The organism is Streptomyces roseoviridis (assembly GCF_039535235.1).
Lineage (GTDB): Bacteria > Actinomycetota > Actinomycetes > Streptomycetales > Streptomycetaceae > Streptomyces > Streptomyces roseoviridis.
Window position 1 is genome coordinate 3,278,483 of sequence record NZ_BAAAWU010000001.1, and the last position, 24,045, is coordinate 3,302,527.

General features: G+C 73.6%; 22 protein-coding genes. 13 read left to right on the top strand and 9 right to left on the bottom strand.

What is annotated here, in order from left to right:
- Positions 1-67: 67 nt before the first annotated feature.
- Together ABD954_RS14765 and thpR are read right to left on the bottom strand one after the other, a co-directional pair.
- Positions 68-1,057, bottom strand: a complete 990-nt coding sequence (locus ABD954_RS14765; protein ID WP_345486493.1) for an aldo/keto reductase — start codon at positions 1,055-1,057, stop codon at positions 68-70.
- A 186-nt stretch (positions 1,058-1,243) separates the two neighbouring features.
- Positions 1,244-1,828, bottom strand: coding sequence for an RNA 2',3'-cyclic phosphodiesterase (gene thpR, locus ABD954_RS14770; RefSeq protein ID WP_345486494.1), 585 nt, complete (start codon positions 1,826-1,828; stop codon positions 1,244-1,246).
- 46 nt (positions 1,829-1,874) lie between these two features.
- Here thpR and ABD954_RS14775 point away from each other — a divergent pair, with 46 nt between their 5' ends.
- Positions 1,875-2,387 (top strand): GNAT family N-acetyltransferase, encoded by a 513-nt coding sequence (locus tag ABD954_RS14775; RefSeq protein WP_345486495.1) that lies wholly within the window; start codon positions 1,875-1,877, stop codon positions 2,385-2,387.
- A 153-nt stretch (positions 2,388-2,540) separates the two neighbouring features.
- On the opposite strand, the gene ABD954_RS14780 is transcribed toward ABD954_RS14775, so the two are convergent.
- Positions 2,541-3,899: an MFS transporter gene (locus tag ABD954_RS14780; protein ID WP_345486496.1), complete on the bottom strand. Its 1,359-nt coding sequence runs from the start codon at positions 3,897-3,899 to the stop codon at positions 2,541-2,543.
- A gap of 27 nt (positions 3,900-3,926) precedes the next feature.
- Positions 3,927-4,370, bottom strand: coding sequence for a MarR family winged helix-turn-helix transcriptional regulator (locus tag ABD954_RS14785; RefSeq protein ID WP_345486497.1), 444 nt, complete (start codon positions 4,368-4,370; stop codon positions 3,927-3,929).
- A gap of 132 nt (positions 4,371-4,502) precedes the next feature.
- Here ABD954_RS14785 and ABD954_RS14790 point away from each other — a divergent pair, with 132 nt between their 5' ends.
- A complete protein-coding gene (locus tag ABD954_RS14790) occupies positions 4,503-4,703 on the top strand; it encodes a ribbon-helix-helix protein, CopG family (RefSeq protein ID WP_345486498.1) in 201 nt (66 codons plus the stop codon).
- Here the strand turns inward: ABD954_RS14790 and ABD954_RS14795 are convergent.
- Positions 4,696-6,117, bottom strand: coding sequence for an NCS2 family permease (locus ABD954_RS14795; RefSeq protein WP_345492180.1), 1,422 nt, complete (start codon positions 6,115-6,117; stop codon positions 4,696-4,698). The genes ABD954_RS14790 and ABD954_RS14795 overlap by 8 nt on opposite strands.
- Positions 6,118-6,367: 250 nt before the next feature.
- Here ABD954_RS14795 and ABD954_RS14800 point away from each other — a divergent pair, with 250 nt between their 5' ends.
- The 5 genes from ABD954_RS14800 to ABD954_RS14820 all read left to right on the top strand — a co-directional run bounded on the left by ABD954_RS14800 (position 6,368) and on the right by ABD954_RS14820 (position 12,512).
- The gene (locus ABD954_RS14800) at positions 6,368-6,658 is read left to right on the top strand and encodes a DUF2530 domain-containing protein (RefSeq protein WP_345486499.1); all 291 of its coding nucleotides are present in this window, start codon (positions 6,368-6,370) and stop codon (positions 6,656-6,658) included.
- 265 nt (positions 6,659-6,923) lie between these two features.
- The gene (locus ABD954_RS14805; protein ID WP_345486500.1) at positions 6,924-9,377 is read left to right on the top strand and encodes an HAD-IC family P-type ATPase; all 2,454 of its coding nucleotides are present in this window, start codon (positions 6,924-6,926) and stop codon (positions 9,375-9,377) included.
- Between the two features lie 224 nt (positions 9,378-9,601).
- Complete coding sequence (locus tag ABD954_RS14810) at positions 9,602-10,408, top strand: ATP-binding cassette domain-containing protein (protein ID WP_345486501.1); 807 nt, start codon at positions 9,602-9,604, stop codon at positions 10,406-10,408.
- On the top strand, positions 10,408-11,910 hold the full coding sequence (locus ABD954_RS14815) for a hypothetical protein (RefSeq protein WP_345486502.1): 1,503 nt from the start codon (positions 10,408-10,410) through the stop codon (positions 11,908-11,910). The genes ABD954_RS14810 and ABD954_RS14815 overlap by 1 nt, the downstream gene beginning before the upstream one ends.
- Positions 11,907-12,512: a hypothetical protein gene (locus tag ABD954_RS14820; RefSeq protein ID WP_345486503.1), complete on the top strand. Its 606-nt coding sequence runs from the start codon at positions 11,907-11,909 to the stop codon at positions 12,510-12,512. Before ABD954_RS14815 ends, ABD954_RS14820 begins: the two co-directional genes overlap by 4 nt.
- Positions 12,513-12,552: 40 nt before the next feature.
- On the opposite strand, the gene ABD954_RS14825 is transcribed toward ABD954_RS14820, so the two are convergent.
- Positions 12,553-13,506 carry a hypothetical protein gene (locus ABD954_RS14825; protein ID WP_345486504.1) on the bottom strand — a complete coding sequence of 318 codons (954 nt, stop codon included), beginning with the start codon at positions 13,504-13,506 and terminating at the stop codon, positions 12,553-12,555.
- Between the two features lie 304 nt (positions 13,507-13,810).
- A complete protein-coding gene (locus ABD954_RS14830; protein ID WP_345486505.1) occupies positions 13,811-14,389 on the bottom strand; it encodes an HD domain-containing protein in 579 nt (192 codons plus the stop codon).
- 49 nt (positions 14,390-14,438) lie between these two features.
- Between ABD954_RS14830 and ABD954_RS14835 the strand changes: the two genes are divergently transcribed.
- Together ABD954_RS14835 and ABD954_RS14840 are read left to right on the top strand one after the other, a co-directional pair.
- Positions 14,439-14,735 carry a hypothetical protein gene (locus tag ABD954_RS14835; RefSeq protein ID WP_345486506.1) on the top strand — a complete coding sequence of 99 codons (297 nt, stop codon included), beginning with the start codon at positions 14,439-14,441 and terminating at the stop codon, positions 14,733-14,735.
- A gap of 139 nt (positions 14,736-14,874) precedes the next feature.
- A complete protein-coding gene (locus tag ABD954_RS14840; RefSeq protein WP_345486507.1) occupies positions 14,875-15,480 on the top strand; it encodes a hypothetical protein in 606 nt (201 codons plus the stop codon).
- A gap of 19 nt (positions 15,481-15,499) precedes the next feature.
- On the opposite strand, the gene ABD954_RS14845 is transcribed toward ABD954_RS14840, so the two are convergent.
- Together ABD954_RS14845 and ABD954_RS14850 are read right to left on the bottom strand one after the other, a co-directional pair.
- A complete protein-coding gene (locus tag ABD954_RS14845) occupies positions 15,500-18,712 on the bottom strand; it encodes a sacsin N-terminal ATP-binding-like domain-containing protein (protein WP_345486508.1) in 3,213 nt (1,070 codons plus the stop codon).
- A gap of 416 nt (positions 18,713-19,128) precedes the next feature.
- Positions 19,129-20,055 (bottom strand): DUF3027 domain-containing protein, encoded by a 927-nt coding sequence (locus ABD954_RS14850; protein WP_345486509.1) that lies wholly within the window; start codon positions 20,053-20,055, stop codon positions 19,129-19,131.
- A gap of 356 nt (positions 20,056-20,411) precedes the next feature.
- Here ABD954_RS14850 and ABD954_RS14855 point away from each other — a divergent pair, with 356 nt between their 5' ends.
- From ABD954_RS14855 to ABD954_RS14870, 4 genes are all read left to right on the top strand, one after another.
- Positions 20,412-21,791, top strand: coding sequence for an MFS transporter (locus ABD954_RS14855; protein WP_345486510.1), 1,380 nt, complete (start codon positions 20,412-20,414; stop codon positions 21,789-21,791).
- A gap of 73 nt (positions 21,792-21,864) precedes the next feature.
- Entirely contained in the window at positions 21,865-22,341 is a 477-nt protein-coding gene (locus tag ABD954_RS14860) for a DUF2771 domain-containing protein (RefSeq protein WP_345486511.1), read from the top strand.
- Positions 22,342-22,363: 22 nt separating this feature from the next.
- On the top strand, positions 22,364-23,128 hold the full coding sequence (locus ABD954_RS14865; RefSeq protein ID WP_382745605.1) for a futalosine hydrolase: 765 nt from the start codon (positions 22,364-22,366) through the stop codon (positions 23,126-23,128).
- A complete protein-coding gene (locus ABD954_RS14870) occupies positions 23,125-23,976 on the top strand; it encodes a 1,4-dihydroxy-6-naphtoate synthase (protein ID WP_345486512.1) in 852 nt (283 codons plus the stop codon). Before ABD954_RS14865 ends, ABD954_RS14870 begins: the two co-directional genes overlap by 4 nt.
- The last annotated feature ends 69 nt before the right edge of the window (positions 23,977-24,045 follow it).

A 24,045-nucleotide genomic window follows, 5' to 3' on the forward strand; every position in this document is an offset into this window, starting at 1 on the left:
GAGGAAGCCTCGGCCGGCCCGCACGGCGGTGCGCCGGCTCACCCTCGCCCAGGCCCTGACGAAGCCGTCACCAGGCGAAGGCCTCCGGCGAAGGCTCAGGGCCCGGGAAGATCTCGTCGAGGGCGGCCAGCAGCTCCTCGCCGAGCGTCAGTTCCAGGGCGCGCAGGGCGCCCTTCAGCTGCTCCGGGGTGCGCGGGCCGATGATCGGGCCGGTCACGCCCGGCCGGGTCAGCAGCCAGGCAAGGGCCGTCTCGCCCGGGTCCAGGTCGTGCTTGTCGAGCAGGTCCTCGTACCGCTGGATCCTCTCCCGCGCCGCCGGATCGGCGAGCACACCGGACGACCGGCCGCCCGCACGACGCCCCTCCTTCACCGTCTTGCGCAGGACACCGCCGAGGAGGCCGCCGTGCAGCGGGGACCAGGGGATGACCCCGAGCCCGTACTCCTCCGCGGCCGGGATGACCTCCATCTCGGCGCGCCGCTCGAAGAGGTTGTAGAGGCACTGCTCGCTGACCAGACCGACCATCCCGCGCCGGGCGGCGGCCTCGTTGGCCTGGGCGATCTTGTAGCCGGGGAAGTTGGAGGACCCGGCGTAGAGGATCTTCCCCTGCTGGATCAGCACGTCCACCGCCTGCCAGATCTCCTCGAAGGGAGTCAGACGGTCGATGTGGTGGAACTGGTAGACGTCGATGTGGTCCGTGCCGAGCCGCTTCAGGCTGCCCTCGACGGCCCGCCGGATGTTCACGGCGGACAGCCGGTCGTGGTTGGGCCAGACCTGCCCCTCCACGCCCATGTTCCCGTACACCTTGGTGGCGAGCACCACCTTGTCGCGGCGGGACGGGTCCGCGGCGAACCAGGAGCCGATGATCTCCTCGGTGCGGCCCTTGCCGGCGGTCTGCCCGTAGACGTTCGCCGTGTCGAAGAGGTTGAGGCCCGCGTCGAGCGCGGTGTCCATGATGGCGTGGCTGGTGGCCTCGTCCGTCTGGGGTCCGAAGTTCATCGTCCCGAGGACGAGCCGGCCGACCTTGAGTCCTGTGCGTCCGAGCTGCGTGTACTCCATGGGATTCAAGGCAACGCCTTGGAGTCCACTCGAAGCAAGGACTTTGCACGGCTCGCCACGGGCGGTCTACGGCTCGCCATGGGGGGGCTACTGGCCGGTCACCGACGCCACCGCGATGATCGCGAACATCAGTACGAGCACGCCGGCCATGATCCGGTTACGGGTCTTCGGGTCCACCCTCCGAGGTTAACCCGCCGCCTCCGCCGTCCCGCCCAGGGGCCACGTGGCGATCGTCTCGTAGCGCGGCTGCTCCCCCGGCACCCCGCCCCCGGGCAGGTTGCTGCGCACCAGGGCCAGCTCGGAGACCTGCCAGCGGGTGCCCTCGAAGGCGTCGAGCCGGGCGACGAAGGGACGCAGGTCCAGGTCGTCGGCGCGGGACCGGGCGACGGTGAGGTGGGCCTGGTAGCGGCGGTGCTCGTCCATCGGCACACCGGCCCGGCGGGCGGCGGCGTCCGCGCGCTCGGCGAGCAGCCGCATCTCGTCGAGGCCGCCCGCCGCGCCGGTCCACAGCACCGCCCGACCGAAGCGGCCGCCGCCGTGCAGCCGCAGCGGGAACGGTGCGGTGCGGTGGGCGGCCCGCCCGAGCCGGGCCGTCAGCTCGGGCAGCAGGTCGTCGTCGACCTCGCCCATGAAGGCGAGGGTGAAGTGCCACCCGGGCCGGGAGGTCCAGCGCAGCCGGTCCGCGCCCGGCAGACGCGTGAGCAGGTCCACCTCGCGGGCGAGCTCGGCCAGCTGCGCGGGCGGCGGCAGGACGGCAGCGAAAAGCCTCATGAGGTGAGTGTGGCAGGGACGCGCGGCACCCCCTAGCCTCGGCGGGATGAACTCCGGGATCAAGATCAGGGCGGGCGGGGCGGCGGACGTTCCCGCGATGCTCGGGATATTCGACAGCGCCGTGGTGTGGCTCAACGAGCGGGGGATCACGGCCCAGTGGGGCACCGAGCCGTTCAGCGCGCGGGCGAAGACGGTGGAGACGGTCGAGCGGGTCGTCGCCGAGGGAGAGCCGTGGATCGCCGAGCTCGACGGCCGGCCGGTGGGGACCCTCACCCTCACCCCGCACCCCGGCGCGTACGTCGCCCCGGCCGCCGAGCCGGAGCGCTACGTCCGCTTCCTCGCCACCCACGGCCGCTTCCACGGCCACGGGGTCGGCGCGGCCCTCCTCGCCCACGCGGCCGAGCGGACCCGCCTCGCGGGCGTCTCGCTGCTGCGGGTCGACTGCTTCGCCGGCAGCGAGGGGCGCCTGGTGGAGTACTACGAGCGCCAGGGCTTCACCCGTACGGAACCCTTCACGGTGGGCGACTGGCCGGGGCAGGTCCTGGAACGACGGGTCTAGCGACGCGGGCCCGGCGGCGGGCACGTCGAGCCGCTCACGTCCAGCGGCTCACATCCAGCGACGGGTCCGGCGGCGCGGGTCCGACCGGCCGCGCGGTCCCCCCCTCCCGGGACGGTCCCCGCGCCGGGCCGCACCGCCCGCCCGGCGGCGCGGTCACGCCGCCGCAGCCAGGCTCTCGCGGCGGCCGTTCGGGACGAAACGGACGCTCGGGTGGCCGTGGTGCCAGCCGACCGCGAGCTTCAGACCGCCCACGCGGGCCAGGACCAGGCCGATCGCCGCGGCCGCCGCGAGCGAGACCAGGCCGCCGGTCGCGAAGCCGACGCGGGGGCCGTAGGTGTCGGTGACCCAGCCGAGCAGCGGCGCGCCGATCGGGGTGCCGCCGGCGAAGACCATCATGTAGAGGCTCATCACCCGGCCCCGCATGACCGGGTCCGTCGCCATCTGGACCGCCGAGTTGGCGCTGATGTTGACGGTCAGACCGATCATGCCGATCGGTACGAGCAGCAGCGCGAACAGCCAGAACGACGGCGACAGCGCCGCCGCGACCTCCAGTACGCCGAAGGCGCCCGCCGCGACCACCAGCATCCGCAGCCGGGTCGAGCCGCGCCGGGCGGCGAGCAGCGCGCCGGCGAGGGAGCCGGCCGCCATCAGGGTGTTGAGGAAGCCGTAGGTGCCGGCGCCGACGTGGAAGATCTCCTCCGAGAAGGCGGTCAGCCAGATCGGGAAGTTGAACCCGAAGGTGCCGATGAAGCCGACGAGGACGATCGGCCAGATCAGGTCCGGCCGCCCGGCGACGTACCGCAGTCCCTCCCGCAGCTGGCCCTTGCCGCGCGGGGCGCGCTCCACCTTGTGGAGTTCGCTCGTCCGCATCATCAGCAGGCCGGTGACCGGGGCGAGGAAGGACAGGCCGTTGATCAGGAAGGCCCAGCCGCTGCCGATGGAGGCGATCATCAGGCCGGCGACGGCGGGTCCGACGAGCCGGGCCGACTGGAAGTTCGCCGAGTTCAGCGAGACGGCGTTGCGCAGCTGCGCGGGGCCGACCATCTCGGAGACGAAGGACTGCCGGGTCGGGTTGTCGACGACGGTGACCATGCCGAGGAGGAAGGCGACCAGGTAGACGTGCCAGACCTGGACGTGCCCGGACAGGGTCAGCGCGGCGAGGGTCAGTCCGCACAGGCCGAGCGCGGCCTGGCTGACCAGCAGGATCCGCCGCTTCGGGTAGCGGTCGGCGAGGACGCCGCCGTACAGGCCGAACAGCAGCATCGGCAGGAACTGGAGGGCCGTGGTGATGCCGACGGCGGCGGCCGAGCCGGTGAGGCTCAGGACCAGCCAGTCCTGGGTGATCCGGGCCATCCACGTACCGGTGTTGGAGACGATCGCTCCGGTGAAGAACAGCCGGTAGTTCCGGATCGCGAGCGAGGAGAAGGTCCCCTTGCCCGGGCGGGTGCGCGGGTGCGCGTGGGTATCGGGTTTGTGGACGGGTGCGGAGTCTGCTCCGGGTCCCGTACTCAAAGTGCGTCGCCTCCTTGGCTTTCGGGTCTACAGGTGGGCGAGCTTCTCCAGGACGGGGGCGGCCGCGCGCAGCTTCGCCCATTCGTCTTCGTCCAGACCCTCGGCGAGGGACGCCAGCCAGGCGTTCCGCTTGCGGCGGGACTCCTCGAGCATGGCCTCGGCCTGCTCGGTCTGGCTGACCACCTTCTGCCGGCGGTCGTCGGGATGCGGCTCCAGCCTGACCAGGCCCTTGGCCTCGAGCAGCGCCACGATGCGCGTCATCGACGGCGGCTGGACGTGCTCCTTGCGGGCCAGCTCGCCGGGGGTGGCGCGGCCGCAGAGCGACAGGGTGCCGAGCACCGACATCTCGGTGGGGCTCAGCGATTCGTCGACGCGCTGGTGCTTCAGGCGCCGGCTCAGCCGCATCACAGCGCTGCGGAGTGCGTTCACGGCCGCGACGTCGTCGGCGGTGCCGTGGGACAGGTCAGGCATGTTCCTTAGCGTAACTCATTACTCTAACTAAAGACCAATCGAAAACCTCTGGCCACCTTTTGTCACCCATACGAGTGAGACCGATCCGAAAAGTGACGCACTCGGGCGGCTCGTGGCGCGAACCTGACGGGCATGGAATCGACCGTGCTCAGCCTGCGCATCGACGGAGAGCTGCTCGAACGGCTCCGCGGACATGCCGCCAGAAGAGGAATGAGCGTCCAGGACTATGTCGTCCGGACGCTCATTCGGGAGGATTTCGACGAGCGGTTCCAGACCGCCGTCGAGGAGACGGAGAAGTTCTACGGGGCGGCCACGCGCCCCGCGATCACGTGAGGCCGAGGGCGGGCATCGCGTAGTAGAAGACGAAGACCGCCGACACCGCGTACATCGCCACCGGGACCTCGCGGCCCCGGCCCGCGGCGAGCCGCAGCACGCTGAAGGCGATGAAGCCGATGCCGATGCCGTTGGTGATGGAGTACGTGAACGGCATCATCAGCATCGCCAGGAAGGCCGGCACGGCGATCGTGAAGTCGCTCCAGTCGATGTCCTTGACCGACCCGGCCAGGATCAGGAAGCCGACCGCGAGCAGGGCGGGGGTCGCCGCCTGCGAGGGCACCATCGTGGCGAGCGGCGTGAGGAACAGCGCGACCGAGAACAGACCACCGGTCACCACGGACGCCAGGCCCGTACGGGCGCCCTCGCCGACACCGGCCGTGGACTCCACGAAGCAGGTGGTGGCGGAGGAGGAGGTGGCGCCACCGGAGGCGACGGCCAGGCCGTCGACCAGCAGGACCTTGTTGATGCCCGGGAAGTTGCCGTCCTTGTCCATCAGCTTGGCCTCGTCGCCGACGCCCAGGATCGTGCCCATGGCGTCGAAGAAGCAGGACAGCAGCACGGTGAAGACGAACAGCACGCCGGTCAGCACGCCGACCTTGCCGAAGCCGCCGAACAGGCTGACCTGACCGACCAGGCCGAAGTCGGGCGAGGCGACCGGGTTGCCGGGCCACTCCGGGGTCGTCAGACCCCAGGAGGGGACGGTGGCGACCGCGTTGATGATCATGGCCACGATCGTCATGACGACGATCGAGATCAGGATCGCGCCCGGCACCTTGCGGACGATCAGCGCGAGGGTGAGCAGGGTGCCGAGCACGAAGACGAGCACCGGCCAGCCGGTGAGGTGGCCGTCGCCCCCGAGCTGCAGCGGGACGGTGGTGTGGGCGGCGTCCGGGATGCGGGAGACGAAGCCCGAGTCGACGAGGCCGATCAGCATGATGAACAGGCCGATGCCGATGGCGATGCCCTTGCGCAGGCCGACGGGCACGGCGTTCATCACGCGCTCGCGCAGGCCCGTCGCGACGAGCAGCATCACGACCAGACCGGCCAGCACGACCATGCCCATCGCGTCGGGCCACGACATCTGGGGCGCCAGCTGGAGCGCGACGACGGTGTTGACGCCGAGACCGGCCGCGAGCGCGATCGGCACGTTGCCGATGACGCCCATGAGGAGGGTCGAGAAGGCGGCGGTCAGGACGGTCGCGGTGACGAGCTGGCCGCCGTCGAGCTGGTGCCCGTACATGTCCTTGGCGCTGCCGAGGATGATCGGGTTCAGCACGATGATGTAGGCCATCGCGAAGAAGGTGGCGAAACCGCCGCGGACCTCGCGGGCGACGGTGGAGCCGCGCTCGGAGATCTTGAAGAAGCGGTCGAGCGCGGAGTGCGGCCCCTGCGGGCTCGGGGGCGTGGGCATGGCCTTGGCGGCGGCCGTGGTGCTCATGGGGGGTTCCTCTACGGAGGTGTGAAGACGTCCATTTGGCGGTTCATACGAAGGGAACCCGCCAGAGGCAAACCGTTTCAGTATGAACACATGAACGAGGGGCAGTCCATCTCCGCGCGTAGACGTCAGCCGGTGGAGGGGTCGGGGTGGCCCGGGTGAGGGTGCGGGTGAGCATGCCGATGACCGCCCGGGGGGCCGGAGACCGGCCGCCTAGACTGACCGCATGGCGAAGTGGACACCCAAGTACGAGGCACCCGAGCCCCTGGAGGGGCCCGTCGTCGCCACCATCACCGGCGGCACGATCCTCTGGTTCGTCCTGTTCCTCGTGCAGGTCCCCTTCTACGGCTGGTTCGACGACCGCGACCTGACCTGGTGGGTGTGGACCTGCCTGGCCGGCGGCGGACTCGGACTCATCGGCATCTGGTACGTACGGAAGCGGGACGCGGCGATCAAGCGCCACGCGGCGGCCGCCGCCGAGCAGCAGGGGCCGGAGGCCGGGCACCCCGCCCCGTAGAGGCCGGCCCCGCCCTTAGAGGCCAACCCGGCCCCGTAGAGGCCGACCCCGCCCCGTCGAGGCCGAGCCCGGCCCCGTGGGGCCTGACCCGGCCCGCGTTGAGCCTGCCCCCGTCCCGTCCCGTCCCGTAGGGCCCGGGCACCCCGACCCGTAGAGGCCGCCCACCGCGTCCCGTAGTACCTGGGGACCATTCGTGTCCTCCCCGGGTCCGATCTTCGGCCCTCTCGGCGGGTGAACGCCCCCGTCCGGCCGTAACGTCGGGAACATGAGTCAGCGGGCGAAGATCGACACCGACGGCGGCGAGGCGGCGGGCGGGACCAGGGCCGGCACCGGTGGGAGCACCGGGCCCGGGGCCCCTGACGCGCCTCCCGTCGTGCACCGGATCGCCGGACTGACCTCCGCCGAGGTCGCCGAGCGGGTCGCGCGCGGCGAGGTCAACGACGTCCCCGTCCGCAGCTCCCGCTCCACCGCCGACATCATCCGCGGCAACGTCTTCACCCGCTTCAACGCGATCATCGGCGTGCTGTGGGTGATCATGCTGTTCGTCGCGCCGATCCAGGACAGCCTCTTCGGCTTCGTGATCATCGCGAACACGGGCATCGGCATCATCCAGGAACTGCGCGCCAAGAAGACCCTCGACGGGCTCGCGGTCATCGGCGAGGCCCGGCCCACCGTCCGCCGCGACGGCGTCTCCGCCGAGGTCTCCACCTCCGAGATCGTCCTCGGCGACCTGATCGAGCTCGGCCCCGGCGACAAGGTGGTCGTCGACGGCGAGGTCGCCGAGGCCGACAGCCTGGAGGTTGACGAGTCGCTGCTGACCGGCGAGGCCGACCCCGTCGTGAAACAGCCCGGCGACCGGATGATGTCGGGCTCGTTCGTCGTCGCGGGCGGCGGCGCGTTCACCGCCACCAAGGTCGGGCGCGAGGCGTACGCCGCCCAGCTCGCCGAGGAGGCGTCCCGCTTCACCCTCGTCCACTCCGAGCTGCGCTCCGGCATCTCCACGATCCTCAAGTACGTGACGTGGATGATGGTGCCCACCGCCATCGGCCTCATCGTCAGCCAGCTCGTCGTCAAGGACGCCGACTTCAAGAGCTCCGTCGCCCGCACCGTCGGCGGCATCGTCCCCATGATCCCCGAGGGCCTGGTCCTCCTCACCTCCGTCGCCTTCGCGATCGGCGTGATCCGCCTCGGCCGCAAACAGTGCCTCGTGCAGGAGCTCCCGGCCATCGAGGGCCTCGCGCGCGTCGACGTCGTCTGCCTCGACAAGACCGGCACGCTCACCGAGGGCGGCATGGACGTCACCGAGCTGCGCCTGCTGAACGGGGCGGACGAGACGTACGTGCGGAAGGTGCTCGGCGCCCTCGGCGAGTCCGACCCGCGGCCCAACGCCTCCCTCCAGGCCGTCATCGACGCCTATCCGGACGCGGTCGACTGGCGCTGCGTCCAGGCGCTGCCCTTCTCCTCCGCCCGCAAGTACAGCGGCGCGGCCTTCAGCGAGGGCGACGGCGAGACCTCCACCTGGCTGCTCGGCGCCCCCGACGTGCTCCTGCCGGACACGGACCCCTCCCTGGCCGAGGTCGACCGGCTCAACGAGCAGGGACTGCGGGTGCTCCTGCTCGCCCGCACCACCCGGGAACTCGACTCCCCCGACGTCGCGGCCGACGCCCGCGCCACGGCCCTCGTCGTCCTCGAACAGCGGCTGCGGCCCGACGCCGCCGACACCCTCGCCTACTTCGCCGACCAGGACGTCGCCGCCAAGGTGATCTCCGGCGACAACGCCGTCTCCGTCGGGGCCGTCGCCGGCAAGCTCGGCCTGCCCGGCGCCGAGCACACCGTCGACGCGCGGCGACTGCCGACCGAACGGGAGGAGATGGCCCGCTCCCTCGACGACCACGCGGTCTTCGGCCGGGTCACCCCGCAGCAGAAGCGCGAGATGGTCGCCGCGCTGCAGTCCCGCGGCCACACGGTCGCCATGACGGGTGACGGCGTCAACGACGTGCTGGCGCTCAAGGACGCCGACATCGGCGTCTCCATGGGCTCGGGCTCCGAGGCCACCCGCGCGGTCGCCCAGATCGTCCTGCTCAACAACTCCTTCGCGACCCTGCCGTCGGTGGTCGCGGAGGGCCGGCGGGTCATCGGCAACATCACCCGCGTCGCCACCCTCTTCCTGACGAAGACGGTCTACTCCGTCCTCCTCGCGATCCTGGTGGTCTGCTCCCAGGTCGAGTACCCGTTCCTGCCCCGGCACCTCACCCTGCTGTCGACCCTCACCATCGGCGTCCCCGCCTTCTTCCTGGCCCTCGCCCCGAACAAGGAGCGCGCCAAGCCCCACTTCGTACGCCGGGTGATGCGGTACGCGATCCCGGCCGGCGTCATCGCCGCGGCGGCCACCTTCACCACCTACCTCCTCGCCCGCCACCACTACACGGGCCCCGGCGCCCTCGACGCCGAGACCAGCGCGGCGACCCTCACCCTCTTCCTCGTCTCCATGTGGGTCCTCGCGATCATCGCCCGCCCCTACACCTGGTGGCGCGTCGCCCTGGTCGCCACCATGGGCGGCGCCTTCCTCCTCGTCCTCGTGGTCCCCTGGCTCCAGGACTTCTTCGCCCTGAAGCTGGTCGGCGTGACCATGCCGTGGGCGGCGGTCGCGATCGCGGCGACGGGGGCGGCGGTCCTGGAGGTCGCGTGGCGGTGGGTAGGGCGGAGGGTCCCGGCGTAGGGAGCGGGGGCGGGCGGCGGGAAGCCGGGGGCGCGGCAGCACCCGGGGTCGGGAGCCCAGGGCCCGGTGGGGACGTCGCTTTTCGGCCCACTCGCCGAGATGGTGATCCACGCCATGTCCGGTGTGATCATCCGCGGGCTAGTGTCGGCGGCGCACCCCTTCGCGCACGTCGCGAACATCCCCACAGGCCGCGGGAATTGCCGCCGAGAACTGATCAGGAAGACGTGTCCGCACACCACAGTGACGACCCGGCCGGCGCCCCCGCGGCGCCGGCCGCATCGGTCGAGGGCGCCACGGTCCGTTACCGGACCGTCGTGGCCCTCGACGGCGTGGACGCCGAGTTCCACCCGGGCGTCACCGCCCTGCTCGGGCCCAACGGCGCCGGCAAGACCACCCTGCTCTCCTTGCTGAGCACCGCCCGACGGCCCGACTCGGGCACCGTGCGCGTCCTCGGTGAGCCGGCCCGCGGGCGGGCGGCGACCCTGCGCGTACGGGAACGGATCGGGATGCTGCCGCAGTCGTTCGGGCACCATCCCCGCTTCACGGTCCGGGAGTTCGTCGAGTACGCGGCCTGGCTGCGCAAGGTGCCCGCGCGGGACAGGCGGCAGCGGACCCAGGAGGCGCTGCGCCTGGTCGACCTGGAACGCCAGGCGGACCAGCGCATGGGGGCGCTGTCCGGAGGCATGCTCCGCCGGGCCGGCATCGCGCAGGCGATGGTCAACCGGCCCGCGCTCGTCCTCCTCGACGAGCCGACCGTCGGCCTCGACCCGGCCCAGCGGGTCGGCTTCCGCACGCTCGTCAAGGACCTGGGGGAACGCACCTCGGTCGTGATGAGCACCCACCTCGCCGAGGACGTCGCCCAGATCGGCACCCGCGTCCACGTCCTCCTCGACGGACGGATGCGGTTCACCGGCACCGCCGCCGAGCTGTGCGACCGGGCCCCCGGCCGCGCCGCCGGGGCCCCCGTCGACGGGCCCTCCCTGGAAGCGGGTTACCTCGCCCTGGTGCAGCAGGACGGAGCACGGGTGTGATGCGGGTCCTCGCCCACGAGATGCGGCGCGGCGAGGCCGGGAAGGCCGCCGTGCTCGCGGCAGCGGCCGGCGTCTGGTACCTGGCCTCCGCCGACCCCGCGACCAGCGACTGGATCGGCTGGTGGAACCAGGCGAGCATCAAGGTCCAGGTCTACGGCGTCATCGTCATGGGCTCCCTGATGAGCGCCGCCGCGGCCTGGAGCGCGGGGCGCGCCCACCGCACCGGGACCCGGGCCTGGGCCGACACGACCCCGCGCGGCGGCCTCCCCCAGGCCCTGCTGCTGTGGGGCGCCGCCTGGCTGTGGTCCCTCGTCGCGTACGCGGTCCTGACCGCCGTCGCCTTCGCCCGGACGGCCGCCGTCAGCGAGGTCACGGAGCCCGTGTGGAGCCCGTTGGTCCTCGCGCTCGCGATGACCGGTCTCCAGATCGCCGCCGGCGTCGCGGCCGGCACGCTGCTGCCGTCCCGGATCGTCGCGCCCGCCACGGGCGTGTTCTGGTACGGGGCGTTCGTGCTGCTCGCCTTCGCGCCCGGCCTGCCCGTGGCGCGGCTGCTGCCCGCGCTCGACGAGCACTGGGACGCCGCCTTCCGTCCCCACACCGTCCGTCTCCTCGTCGCCGCCGTGTGGTGCGCCGGGGCCGCACTCGTCCTGCTCGCGCTGCCCGCGCTGGTGCGCCGCGCGGTGGTGGGGCCGGGGTGGGCGGCCGCGGCCCCCGCCGCGGCGGCGCTGGCCGCGGGCGGGCTGCTGCTCGCCTCCCCGGCCGCGGGCCCCGACTCGTTCTGGGCGACGCGGACGCCGCAGCCCGCCGGGGCGAGCTGCGTCACCCACGGCCGTACGACCGCCTGCCTGTGGCCGGCGGACCGGCACCTGCTGCCGCAGGCCGGCGCCGCGGCACGCACGGTCGACCGGGCCGTGGGCCGACTGCCCGGCTTCCACCACCGTTTCCACGAGACGGGGCTGCGGCCCGACGGCCCGGAGGGGGCGGAACTGCCCGTGAACCGGCCGGTCGTGGACCGTCAGACCCTCACCGAGGCGATGCTCGACGCCTCGCTGCCCGCGTCGCCGCCGGGCTGCGGCCCGCACGTGCTCGCGGAGACCGGCGGCTATCCGGACCTGTTCCTCGTCCAGGCCGTGCTGCGGAGCCGCGCGGGTCTGCCCGCGCCGTTCTACGGGGACCGGTTCTCGGCCGCCGTCGAGCGGATCCTGAAGGCCCCCGCGGCCGACCAGGACCGGTGGCTGTCCGGCGCCGCGACCGCCGCCGGAGCCTGCCGCCCCGTACCCGCCCTGCCGCCCGCCGTACCCGCCGTGCCCTCCGGCGCGGGGACCGCGCGCGCCGTACCCGCCGTGTCCGCGGACCCGGGGGCCGCACCGCCCGCAGACTTGGGGGCAACACCGCACGCAGACGCGGGGGCCGCGCGCCCCGTACCCGGCCCGCCCTCCGGCCCGGGAGCCGCGCGCCCCGTACCCGGCCCGCCCTCCGGCCCGGGAGCCGCGCGCCCGTGAACCCCGCCCTTGCCTTCGCCCGCAGCCGCGGCCTGCCGGTCGCGGCCGCGACCGCCCTGGCCCTGGCGGTGGTCACCACGGTCTTCACCGGGTCCCGGGTCACGCTCCCGGACTTGCGGCATCTGGTCGACTTCAGCGTTCCGGTGGCGGCGGTCGCGCCCGTCGCGTACGCGGTGGTCCTGGCCACGACGCTGCACACGCCGCAGGCGGACCTGGAACACCTCTCGGCCCGCCCTGTGCCCCTCCTCCGGCGCCTCCACCTGGTCGCCCTCACCCTCCTCGCGACCGCGCTCGCGGCTCTGCCCCTGCTGTCCGGCAGCCCGGCCGAGATCTTCGCGGTCTCCGCCCGCAACGCGGCCGGCCACCTCGGCCTCGCCGCCGTGGGCGCCCGCCTCTTCGGCACCGGCCTGTCCTGGCTCCTTCCCCTGGCCACCTTCGGCCCGACGCTGCTCCTCGGCGTGGCCGAGGACAACACCCCGGAGTGGTGGGCCTGGTCCATCCACGGGCCGTCGTCGACGGACGCGGCGCTGATCGCCGCGCTGCTGTGGCTGGCGGGACTGCTGCTGACGGGCGGCACCCGGCGGGGTGCGGAGACGGGCTAACGGGCGGGCCGCGACGGAAACGTGGTCAGGGCTCAGGCGGTCAGGCGGCGCGTCTGCAATCGCCGCACACCGCACCGGAATCGTGGCTCCGGAACGCCCGCTCGCATCCGTCGCAGGTGATCAGGGGCGGTGCCGTCGGCACGGGGGCGCTGACCGGGAGCGGGGGCGGGAGGAACATGGCGAGCCGGTACGCGAGGAACCGGGCCGGGTGGTGGATGGGCACGTGGCCGGGCGGGAGGGCCGCGGTGAGCGTACGGGTGATCTGCTCCGGGCTCACGGACCGGTCGAGCCACCGGTCGACGGCGGGAGCCAGCTCGTGTACGTCCCGCCAGGACAGCAGCAGCCGGGAGTCGACGGCCCGCAGCCGGGCGAGGATCCCGACGGCGGGCCCCTCGGACGAGAACGGCGTGGCGGTGACGGTGACGGTCCGGGGCTCGCTCTCGGGTCGCTGCACGGGCCCGGTCTCGGGTCGCGGCGCGGGCCGGGGTTCCGGTCGCGGCACGGGCTCGCTCTCGGGTCGCGGCACGGGCCCGGTCTCAGGGCGCGGCACGGGCCGGGGTTCCGGTGGCGGCAGGGGATCGGCTTCCGGTCGAGCCGCCGGCTCGGGCGCGGGCGCCTCGGCCTGGCTCGCCGTCGCGGTGCGGCCGCTGTCGGGCTTGTCGTACCAGATCACCCGCGTGGCGAACCGGCCGCCTCCGAGCACCACCCGCCTCCGCTCCAGATACCCGGCGGCCACCAGCTCGTTGAGCGCTCGGCGGATGGTGATCTCGCCCTCACGGAAGCGGCGGGTGAGCCGTTTGACGCTGACGTCGGCGCCGTCGGGCAGGGACTGGATGTGCACGGCGAGCCCGATGGCCACGGCCGACAGGTCCGGGTGCTGGGCGAGGTCATGGCCCACGACCACGAACCGGTAGCGGTGCCGGTACCGGACGTGGATCACTCCTGCGCGTGGTGCGTCGGCGGGAATGTCGAACAGGACGGGGGACGCGGACACGGCCGCGTTAGACTGCGGATCATCCATCGGGAAGGTACTGCTTCCTGGTTGGTAGGCCCTCGTCAGGATGCCCGTCCTGCCGGGGGCCGATTTGCATATGCCAGTCGGTCGAGGCCGACCGTACCGCACCCGTCCGGTCACCGGACACTCCTTCACCCGATCGTGTCATCACGGCAGTTGGCGCACGGACGGGGGACGGAGGGGGTTGGTTTGGTGTTTCTCTCCCATCGTTCTTCGAAGGGCGCCGAGCGCCACCGGGGCGCGGCCCACCACGCCCCGGTGGCATCGGAGAAGCGAGCGCGAATCAGCGCAGGAACGTCCGGCGCCACTCCAGCGGCGACATGGTCAGCGCGGCCTCGGCGAGGGCCTGCGCGGAGGCGGTCTTGAGGCTGTTCAAGGACGTGTCGATCCAGTCCTGAACCAGGGTGTTTCCCTGCGCCCGGTACTCCACCGCCTGCACCAGACACTCCAGCTTGTCGGCGTCCCTGGCCACGATCGCCTCGGGGCTCTCCTTGGCCTCGTACTCCTCGACCACCCGCTGGACCCCGTCCCGCACCGCCGGATGGGCGGCGGACACCTGGTCGGCGGTGACCGTCTGGTTGGTGGCGGCGTCGATGTAGCGGCGGCCGATGTGGGGGATGTCGCCGATCCGCGTCTCCTGCGTGTCGTGGAACAGGCACATCAGCGCGACCTTCGCGGGATCCACGCCCTCCATCATCGCGAGCACGGCACCGATGATCCCCACCCTGAACGAGTGTTCGGCGATCGACTCGGGATTGTTGTTGCCGGTGAACCACCACCCGGTGCGCTTGGCGTTCTTGAGCACGCCCATCTCGAAGATGAACCCGGCCGTGCCCTCGGCGTTCGCCGTGTCATCTGCCATGTGGTGACCTCCGGTGTCAGATGCGATCCAGCAAAACGTGATGCAGGGCGTGCAGTTCACGACGTGCCCTCCGGGAGACGCCGCCGCCTGGTTCTACTCCCTCACGGACCGGTCCTGGGCGGCCGTCCGGTGGACGAACGGCGACGGCCGGGACGGCGAGGTCTACCAGCAGGGACCGAGACGCCTGTGGGACCGGGTCGAAGCCGTGCAGGGTTGGTGGGAGAAGCAGGGGCGGCCGGGGCTCGAACGGTTCGGCCTCACCGCGACTGCGGGCGGAGTCACGCCGTGGCTCGACGGTCCCGCGAACCGCCTCCCCGGCCGACACGACAGTCGGCGGCGGGAGTGACAGACTGAAGACGAACGAAGTCGTACGGGTGGAGGTCCCCGACGGGACGCCCCGGCGACGCCCGATCCTCCTTCAGCACACTCGCCTCGCCCGGTCGCGTCATCGGCGCGCTCCCGGTGGCGCGGGGAAGAAGCCTGAGATGACCACCACCAACAGCCGCGTCAAGCACGGGCAGCCGCCGCGGGCCAGCACCGTGATGGATCTGGGGAACGACCACGCCTTGCAGATCCTCGACTTCCCCTCCGGGATGAGGGCGATCGTCGAGGGCGGCCGGGCCGTGGAGCACGTGCCCGCCACGCCGGGCGAGGCCGAGGCCCCGCCCGAGGCCGGGAAGCAGGAGGCGGGTGAGCGGGCCGCCGGCTACGACGAGGCGGCGGTGCGCACCACCGATGAGCAGATCTGGTTCAAGAACACCTTCTGCAACGGCGCCCAGGCCTGTGTGCAGGGCTGGGACTGGGCGATCTGCGGCACGAACCGTGCCGTCGGATACGGAACCGGGATCGCGATGGTCGGCGCGGAGGGGTCGCGTAACGGAACCCTCTTCGTCGACGTGTGGGAGTGCATCTGCGTCGGCCCGTTCTGCCTGGGCGGCACCGAGTGCTTCTGGGTGCAGAACTGGCACGGCGCCGTCGTCCCCGGCCACTGGCTGTCCGTGAACACCAACGCACCGGACCCCAAGTGGCTGCGGTGGCGTCTGGAGGGGGCGGGCGGCGACACCCAGGTGAGTCTCGCCGCCAAGTACTGACGTCCCCCGCCCGGTTCGCCTAGTCGAACCACCGGTCCCGGGCCAGCTCCGCCGTCCGCGACGGGTCCTCCAGCAGGGCGGCCACCTCGAAGCGCCTGGGCCACTGGCCCGCGGCCCAGGCCAGGCCGGCGGCGACGCCCTCCAGGGTGGCGGCGTGGATGGCGCCGTCGGGGGTGCGGCGCCAGTCGAGTTCGACGCCGGCGGCGCGCAGTTCCTCGTGCTCGATGTACGTGTCCGGGGTCGCCGGCCCGAGGAGGGCGTGGACCGCGGGCGGCACCTCGTGTTCCTCGCCGACCGTCGTCACCTCCGCCTCGACCGCCTCGCTCAGGCGCCGGACCTGGAACAGTTCGGCGAGGTCGGCCGCCCGGGACGGGGCGACGGGGAGCAGCGGCAGACCGGCGCCGAGGGGCAACAGGTCGGGGGCGTCGGCGACCAGCGCGTCGGCCGCGTCGACCACCACCAGCGCGCCGTCCACGACCGCCCGCAGCTCGTCGGGCAGGGTCACCTGCTCCGGGTCGAGGTCGGCCAGGGCCGTGTACAGGGCGTGCAGCTGGGTGCCGGTCACCTCGCGGGAGGGGTCGGCGAGCCGCCCCAGGAGCTCGGCGGCACCGCCCGGCTCGTCCAGGAGGGCGTGGACCGAGGTCCGTACGCCGAGGGCCCGCAGCACCTGCTCGTCCTCAAAGCCGGTCGCGTCGGCGGGGTCGTACAGGCCGATGAGCAGCGGGTCCGTACCGGCGGCCCGCAGGCCCGCCGGCCGGCGCCCGTCGAGGACGGGGTGGTCGCGCAGCCACCAGGCGGTGTACGAGCGCACCGTCTCCGTGGTCCCGTCCGGCAGCAGCACCCGCACCGGCTGCGTCAGCGCGTCCCGCAGCGGCGGCCGCGCCAACAGGGCCAGCGCCTGCGGCCAGGCGTCGTCGTCGACCAGGTCCAGATCCCGTACGGCGACGATCTCCGTCGCCACCGGAGGCACCGGCGACTCCGGCAGCCGGTCGAGCACGTCCTCGCACCACACGTCCACCGCGTCGAGCAGCCCCGCGTCGTCCGGTTCGGCGAAGTCGCCCTCGCGCGGCTCCAGTTCGTCCGGGTCGAGCACCAGGTCGGTGGCCCGCACCAGCTGGAAGCCGGCGAGCACCCCGCAGGCGGCGAGCGGCTGCTCCCCCCAGCGCTCGGCCAACTCCGCGTCCACGAGCGCGAGTTCTCCCTCGCGCATCACAGACGCGAACGGCGAACCGGGCAGCACCAGTTCCCCGGCCGGGGCCAGCTCGCCGTCCTCGTCGGGCAGCGCGAGCGCGCCCAGCCACGGCTCGTCGCCGGGAGCGAGGTCCGCGTCCCGTACGAGGGTGAGCACCGTCTCCGCGAGCTCGTCCGCGTCCGGCGTGTCGGCGTCCTCGTCCCAGATCTCGCCCGCGTCGAGCGAGGCCGCCACCGCGGCCCGCACCTGCGGCGTGGTGAGCACCGCGCGCGGCGTCGCCGGTACGGCGCCCAGCTTCTCCAGGATCGGGTGCGCCGCGTCCGGGTGGGCGACCTTCAGGCCGAGCCGGGCCAGGTCGACGGGTGTGTGGTCCTGCGGCAGCAGGACCTGGCGCGGACCGATGGTGGTGCGCACCCGGGTCGGCTGCGGCAGCTCCTCGTCCTCCCCGGCGCCCGGGGCCGGGGCCTCGGGCTCCGTACCGGCCGCGCCCATCAGCGGCACCGGCAGGCCCGTCAGGCGGTCCGGATCGACGCCGGCGAGGGAGTCGTAGAGCCGCCACCACCACTGCGGCGAGCGGTCCACGCCCGCCAGCCGGTCGATCGCCTCGGTCAGCGGCAGCCGGCCCACCCCGAGGGTCCGCAGCTCCGTACGCCGCTCCAGACCGGCCGGCAGCAGCGTCGGGAACACCTCGGCCAGCACCGCGACCGTGTCGGCGCCCGCGCCCTCCACGACCTCCGCCTCGATCGGACGCAGCGCGGGCAGCTCCTCCGACGCGGCGGCCGGGGCGAGGAACGCCACCCGCGGCAGCCGCTCCAGTACGGCGGCGCGCAGCGCCCCGTCGAGGGCGCCCTTGCCGAGCGGCCCGGGCACCAGGTCGAGGGTGCCGGTCGTCACCGGCTGCCAGTCCGCGAGCAGTTCCGCGTACGCCTCGCCGGCCCGCTCCACCAGGAAGTCCGTGAGCGGCCCCGGCGCCGGGTGGCGCCGGGCCGTGTCCAGCGGGAAGGAGGCGATGAGCAGGGCGGGGATCCCCAGGGGCTCGTCGGTGGGGGTCGGGGCGTGGACGACGGCGGTGGTGCGCGGGTACTGCGGGGCGCCCTCCTGGTCGACCGGTACGGCCCAGGTCACCGACCAGTGCGGGCGCAGACGCTCCTCCACGGGGCGGTCCTTCAGCAGGGCCGGGTCGAGGGGGCCGCCGTGGCTGACGGTCCGCCAGCGCTGCGTCACCGTCGCCGAGTCGGCGGAGTCGGTGATGTGGACGTAGCCGTCGCGCTCGGTGCGGGTGAGGGTGCGCACCCGGCCGCCCGCCGTCTCGATGACGACCTCGCTCAGACCCGGGAGGGTGAGCAGCAGGGCGTCGTCGACGGCGGCGAGGAGCCGTTCGGCGAGGTCGACGGCGGCGGCGTCGCGCAGCGGGAGGACGACGACGGTGTCGTAGCCCTCGGGCGCGGTGCCCTCGGCGGGCAGCGGGAGGCGCAGCAGCGGCACGTGGCCGTCGCGGCGGCGCAGCTCGTCGCCCAGGCCGGGGCTGTGCCGGGCGGTCTCGACGGCCAGCTCGCGGGCCTCGGCGAGGGACCAGCGGACGCCGCCGTGGCGGCCGAGGACGGCCGGTTCGTCGCTGACGGCGAGCACGGCGGCGAAGCCGACGCCGAACCGGCCGACGGCGCCGGAGTCGCGCTCCGCACGCTTGGCGGAGGCGCGGAGCGTCGACAGCGACTCGACGCCGGCGGCGTCCAGCGGTGCGCCGGTGTTGGCGGCGGCGAGGGCGGCGGGGCCGTCGGCGTCGGCCGGGTGCAGGGTGAGGCGGAGCCGGCCGGTGACGCCTGCGCGGCGGGCGGCGTCGGCGGCGTTCTGGGCCAGCTCGACGACGAGGCGGTCACGGTAGCCGCCGAGGGCGAGGTCTTCCTCGGCGTTGGCGTCCTCGCGGAAGCGGGCGGGGGCGGCGCCCCATGCGTCGAGCACGCCTCTGCGGAGCCGTGCGGTACCGAAGGGGTCGGCTCCGTCGGTCGACGTCCTGACGCTGACGCTCACGTCTGACTCCACTCTGCGGTACGGGGATGTGGCCGGTGCCCGAAGGTACCGCGCCCCGACCCGAGGGGGCGCCCACCCCTGGCGCGGGGTGGCCACGTGCGCCGCCGGTGGGAGCGCGGCCGTCGCGCCGCCGGTGCGGGCCGTCGCGCCGTACGGCGCACCCTTCGACGCGGGCGCCCACGGCCGTTGCCCACCCGTGGGGCCCTCGCTCCCGGCCCGTGCGGGCCATCACTCCGTACCGCGTGGCCGTCGCGCGGGGCCGGTGCCCGGCCGGGCGGCCGTCGTCCCGCGCCCGGGCGGGCGATCGTCCCTCCCGCGGACGAAGTCCGCGGGGAGGAACGAGCCCACGACGGGGTCGGGCGCGAGGCCCGCGGGCCGGGCGCCCCGCACCGACGGCGGCAGCCGCACCGCCCCGCCGGATCCGGTCCCTACGAGTGGCCCAGGTCCTCCGACGCGTCCGGTTCCGTGGTGGAGCCGGAGTCCTTGGCCGGGCGGAGGGGGAACGCGTCGGTGGCCATCGAGTCGAGGACCGGAGGCGCCGGGCGCGGGGGCTTGGGCATGACGGCGGCTTCGGAGTGGCCGCCGCAGCCGTAGGCGAGGGAGACGACCCGGCCGTCCGCCGGGGAGAACTCGTTGGCGCAGACGCCGAACGCCTGCTTCAGGGACCCGGCCAGCGGCACCAGGAAGGCGCAGGAGACGCAAGCGGCGGGCGCCGCCTGGGCCATCGGGGTCTTCGCGCCGAAGGACTCGTCCCAGCGGTCCGCGGCGACGTGCAGCCCGTAGCGGGACAGCACCCGGGCGCGGCGCATGCCGAGCTCGTCCGCGACCGCCGCGATCGCGCCCCGGGACGGCGTACGGGAGGTGATCTCGGCGTCCTCGGCGTCGAGGTGCTCCTCCATCTCCTCGGAGACGGCCGAGTTCGGCGGCGGCTCGTCCTCGCCCGTGTAGCCGGGCTCCAGGCGCAGGTCGTCCTGCTCGGTCGGCAGCAGGTCGCCCGGGCCCAGGTCGCCGGGCCGCAGGCGCTCGCTCCAGGGCACCCACTCGGGGGCGAGGAGGGCGTCCGGGCCGGGCAGCAGGACGGTTTCGTCAAGCGTGACGTTCTTCGCGCGGGAGGCCCGGGTGACGGTGACGGCCCAGCGCCAGCCGCGGTAACCGGGTTCCTTGCACTCGAAGAAGTGCGTGACGACCCGGTCGCCCTCGGCGACGACCTCCACGTGCTCCCCGACGACGCCGGGCGCGGCCGCCTCCTCGGCGGCCTCCCGGGCGAGGTCTACGGCCTCGGCGCACAGACGGTCGGGGGTACGCGTGGCTCGCGGGGTACGCGGGGTACGGCTTCGCGTCGTCGCAGCACTCACAGGTCTCGCTTCTCTCCTACGCCGTCTCACGGGTGCGCCGGCCGAGGAACGGGAGCGAGCGGGAGCGAAGTCCGGGGCCGTGGGCGGAGCGGACCAGAGGGCCGCATCGACGTCCACGCCCGACATGTCTCTCGTGCTTCTCGCGTGTCTCGGGCACACCTATCGTCATCCATTCTGCGGGATGCCGAAGAGGCGCGCGGCCGAGAACATCCGCCGGTGACGCGCTACGCACGCTACCCCGTTCGCAGCGCTCAGCCCACCTGCGCGACCCAAGTGGCCCGCATCGCGGACCTCCGCGACCGGCTCGCGGGCCCCGCCATCGGTTCGTACGGCGGGTCGTGGGGCACTATGACGGAGTGGCAGCCGCACGGTCTTCCGCACGATCGCACGATCATGCCGGGCCGCTCAGCCGAGCGGGCCGGACGGTGGGTCGCGCCCTGCACCTGCCGTTCACGGGCACCGCGAAGGGCATCAGAAAGGCCACGCACGCGCACGGCGCGGGCGAGTCGGGGCTCGGAAAGCTGATCGAGCTGCACGCCGTGAACGGCGCCGGTGACGTCATGATCACCGTCGCGCTCGCCTCCACCGTGTTCTTCTCCGTGCCGACCGACGAGGCCCGCGGCCGGGTGGCGCTCTACCTGGCCATCACGATGGCCCCGTTCACCCTGCTGGCGCCCGTCATCGGTCCGCTGCTCGACCGCATCCCGCACGGCCGCCGCGCGGCCATGGCGGGCGCGATGCTGACCCGGGCGGTGCTCGCCGTCGCCATGTCGGGGGCGGTCGCCACGGGCGGCATCCAGCTGTATCCGGCGGCGCTCGGCGTGCTGGTGGCGTCGAAGGCGTACGGGGTGGTGCGCAGCGCCGTCGTACCGCGTCTGCTGCCACCGGACTTCTCGCTGGTCAAGGCGAACTCGCGGGTGACGCTCGCCGGTCTGCTGGCCACCGGCATCGCCGCCCCGGCCGGGGCCGCGCTCCAGCTCGTCGGGCCCGGCTGGCCGCTGTACGGGGCGTGCGCGCTGTTCCTGCTGGGGACGTTCTGGGCTTTCCGCATGCCGCACAAGGTGGACTCGGCGAAGGGTGAGCGGCGCGCCCACCTGCTGACGCACGGCGAGAAGAGGCCGAGTCTGCGGACGGTCGGGCCGTCCGTGCTGCACGGGCTCCAGGCGAACGCGTCCCAGCGCATGCTGTCGGGTTTCCTGATCTTCTTCCTGGCGTTCCTGCTGCGCGAGCATCCGCTGTCCGGGCAGAGCGCGGCGGTGTCGCTCGGGATGGTGGCGGTGGCGGCGGGCGTCGGCAACGCGTGCGGGACCGCCGTCGGCTCGCTCCTGAGGGACCGGGGACACGGCCCCGAGGTGATCATCGCCACGATGCTGTCGGTGGTGCTCGGCACGGCGATCTGCACGGCCGTCTTCTTCGGCGGCCTGATGGTGGCGGTGCTGGGGGCGGTGGCGGGCCTCACGCAGGCCCTGTCGAAGCTGTCGCTGGACGCGACGATCCAGCGGGACGTGCCGGAGGCGGTGCGGACCTCGGCGTTCGCCCGTTCGGAGACGGCCCTGCAGATGGCGTGGGTGGTGGGCGGCGCGATCGGCATCGCCCTGCCGCTGAACGGGACGCTCGGCATGTCGGTGGCGGCGGGCCTGCTCGCCCTGGGCTGGCTGCTGTCCGTACGGGGCCTGCTCGCCGCCGCCCGCCGCCACCGGCGGCTCGGGGATCCGGCGAAGGCCCGGGTGGCGTAGGCCGCGGGTCCCGTCGGGCGGCACGCCGTACCCCCGCGTGGCGTGAACGCGGCGGCCCGATAGCCTTCGGCTCATGACCGTTGCGTTCCTCACCCGCAAGCACCGCCGGGCCACCGCGGCCCTCGGGGCCGTCTCCGCCGGGCTCCTCGTCCTCTCCGCCTGCGACAAGCCGTCCCCGGTTGCGACCGTGACGGTCGGCTCCACGTCGGTGAACTCCGAGGCCGCCTGCTACGACGACGGCAAGGCCCTCCCGGAGAAGAAGCTGTCGGAGTGCCTCAACAAGCCCGGCAAGTCCGTCTCCGTCGACCCCACCGACCGGGTCCGCTTCGGCGTGGACCCGGAGGTCGCCGAGAACGGCTGGACGATCTTCCTGAACGGCCAGAACGTCGAGCCGGAGCCGTTCACCAAGACGTACCGCTCGATCCAGGCCAGCGCCTTCTTCAGCAACCAGACGGGCGAGCCCTCGGACCGGACGAAGGTCACCATCGTCGAGAACTCCGGCAAGAAGGTCACCGGCATCTGGTCCTTCGAGTTCAAGAAGAAGTCCTGACCTGTCCCGTCGCATCCTGGTCGTGACGGCCGTGGCGGCGGAGGCCGACTCCGTCGCCACCGGCCCGGCCGTCGACGTACCGCTGCCCGGCGGCTTCACCCTGCGCCGCCACGTGCCCGCGACCGCCGGCCGGGCCCCGGTCGTGGACGTCCTCGTCGGGGGCGTCGGCCCGGCCGCGGCCGCCGTGGCCACCGCGACCGCCCTCGCCCACGCCACCACCCACCGCCCCTACGGCCTCGTCGTCTCCGCCGGGATCGCCGGCGGGTTCCGGCCGCTCGCACCGCTCGGGACCGTCGTCGTGGCCGACGCCGTCGTCCAGGCCGACCTGGGCGCGCGCACCGCCGACGGCTACCTGGCCGTCGAGGAGCTCGGCTTCGGCCGCTCCGCGCACCGGGTGCCCGAGGGACTGACCCGGGCGGCCGCCGAAGCACTCGCCCACGACGGGCAGCCGCACGTCGTCGGCACCGTCCTCACCGTCTCGACCGTCACCGGCACCGCGGACCGCGCCGCCGAGCTGGCGGAGCGTCACCCGGGGGCCGCCGCCGAGGCCATGGAGGGCTTCGGGGTGGCGGAGGCCGCCGCCGCGTACGGCGTGCCCGTCATGGAGGTCCGCGCCGTGTCCAACGCCGTCGGCCCGCGCGACCGCGCCGCCTGGCGGATCCCCGAGGCCCTGGACGCCCTGCGGCGCGCCTTCGGGCTGCTGACCCACACCGTCTTCGCGGACAGCGCCGTCGTGGACACGGTCCTCGCCGGCACCGACCCGGACTCCGAGGGAATCCCGCAGTGAAACTGAAGATCGCCTACTCGCCCTGCCCCAACGACACCTTCGTCTTCGACGCCTGGGCACACGGCCGGGTCCCCGGCGCGCCGCGCCTCGACGTCACCTTCGCCGACATCGACCTCACCAACGGGTGGGCCGAGCGCGGCGACGCCCCGTACGACGTCCTGAAGGTCTCGTACGCCGTGCTGCCCTGGATCCTCGACGAGTACGCGCTGCTGCCCTGCGGTGGCGCCCTGGGCCGCGGCTGCGGGCCGCTCGTGCTGACCCGCGAGGCGGGCGGTCCGGCGGACCTCGCGGGGAAGACGGTCGCGGTGCCGAGCGAGCGTTCGACGGCCTATCTGCTGTTCCGACTGTGGGCGGCGGACAGCGTCCCCGGCGGGGTCGGCGAGGTCGTGGTGCTGCCGTTCCACGAGATCATGCCGGCCGTGCGGGACGGCAAGGTCGACGCCGGGCTCGTGATCCACGAGGCCCGCTTCACGTACCGGAACTACGGGCTGCACGCGCTCGCCGACATGGGCGAGCACTGGGAGCACACCACCGGCCTGCCGATTCCGCTCGGCGCGATCGTCGCCCGGCGCTCGCTGGGCGACGACACGCTGCGGCTGCTCGCCGAGTCGGCGCGGGCCTCCGTGCGGATGGCCTGGGACGACCCGTCCGTCTCCCGCCCGTACGTACTGGAGCACGCGCAGGAGATGGACCCGAAGGTGGCCGATCAGCACATCGGCCTCTACGTCAACGAGTTCACCGCCGACCTCGGCGAGACCGGCTACGCGGCGGTGCGCGGGCTGCTCACGCGCGCCGCGGCCGAGGGGCTCGTACCGCCCCTCGGCCCGGACGCGCTGGCGTTTCCCTGAGGACCCCTCGGCGCCGGAGCACCACCGCGCGCCGCGGGGCGTCCCCGGGAGCTTTCCGGGGTTCCTCCC

Excerpts from the sequence above, each read along its gene's own strand:
- ABD954_RS14765 (WP_345486493.1), bottom strand. The coding sequence starts at position 1,057 with ATGGAGTACACGCAGCTCGGACGCACAGGACTCAAGGTCGGCCGGCTC.
- thpR (WP_345486494.1), bottom strand. The coding sequence starts at position 1,828 with ATGAGGCTTTTCGCTGCCGTCCTGCCGCCGCCCGCGCAGCTGGCCGAG.
- ABD954_RS14775 (WP_345486495.1), top strand. The coding sequence starts at position 1,875 with ATGAACTCCGGGATCAAGATCAGGGCGGGCGGGGCGGCGGACGTTCCC.
- ABD954_RS14785 (WP_345486497.1), bottom strand. The coding sequence starts at position 4,370 with ATGCCTGACCTGTCCCACGGCACCGCCGACGACGTCGCGGCCGTGAAC.
- ABD954_RS14790 (WP_345486498.1), top strand. The coding sequence starts at position 4,503 with ATGGAATCGACCGTGCTCAGCCTGCGCATCGACGGAGAGCTGCTCGAA.
- ABD954_RS14795 (WP_345492180.1), bottom strand. The coding sequence starts at position 6,117 with ATGCCCACGCCCCCGAGCCCGCAGGGGCCGCACTCCGCGCTCGACCGC.
- ABD954_RS14800 (WP_345486499.1), top strand. The coding sequence starts at position 6,368 with ATGGCGAAGTGGACACCCAAGTACGAGGCACCCGAGCCCCTGGAGGGG.
- ABD954_RS14805 (WP_345486500.1), top strand. The coding sequence starts at position 6,924 with ATGAGTCAGCGGGCGAAGATCGACACCGACGGCGGCGAGGCGGCGGGC.
- ABD954_RS14815 (WP_345486502.1), top strand. The coding sequence starts at position 10,408 with ATGCGGGTCCTCGCCCACGAGATGCGGCGCGGCGAGGCCGGGAAGGCC.
- ABD954_RS14830 (WP_345486505.1), bottom strand. The coding sequence starts at position 14,389 with ATGGCAGATGACACGGCGAACGCCGAGGGCACGGCCGGGTTCATCTTC.
- ABD954_RS14840 (WP_345486507.1), top strand. The coding sequence starts at position 14,875 with ATGACCACCACCAACAGCCGCGTCAAGCACGGGCAGCCGCCGCGGGCC.
- ABD954_RS14860 (WP_345486511.1), top strand. The coding sequence starts at position 21,865 with ATGACCGTTGCGTTCCTCACCCGCAAGCACCGCCGGGCCACCGCGGCC.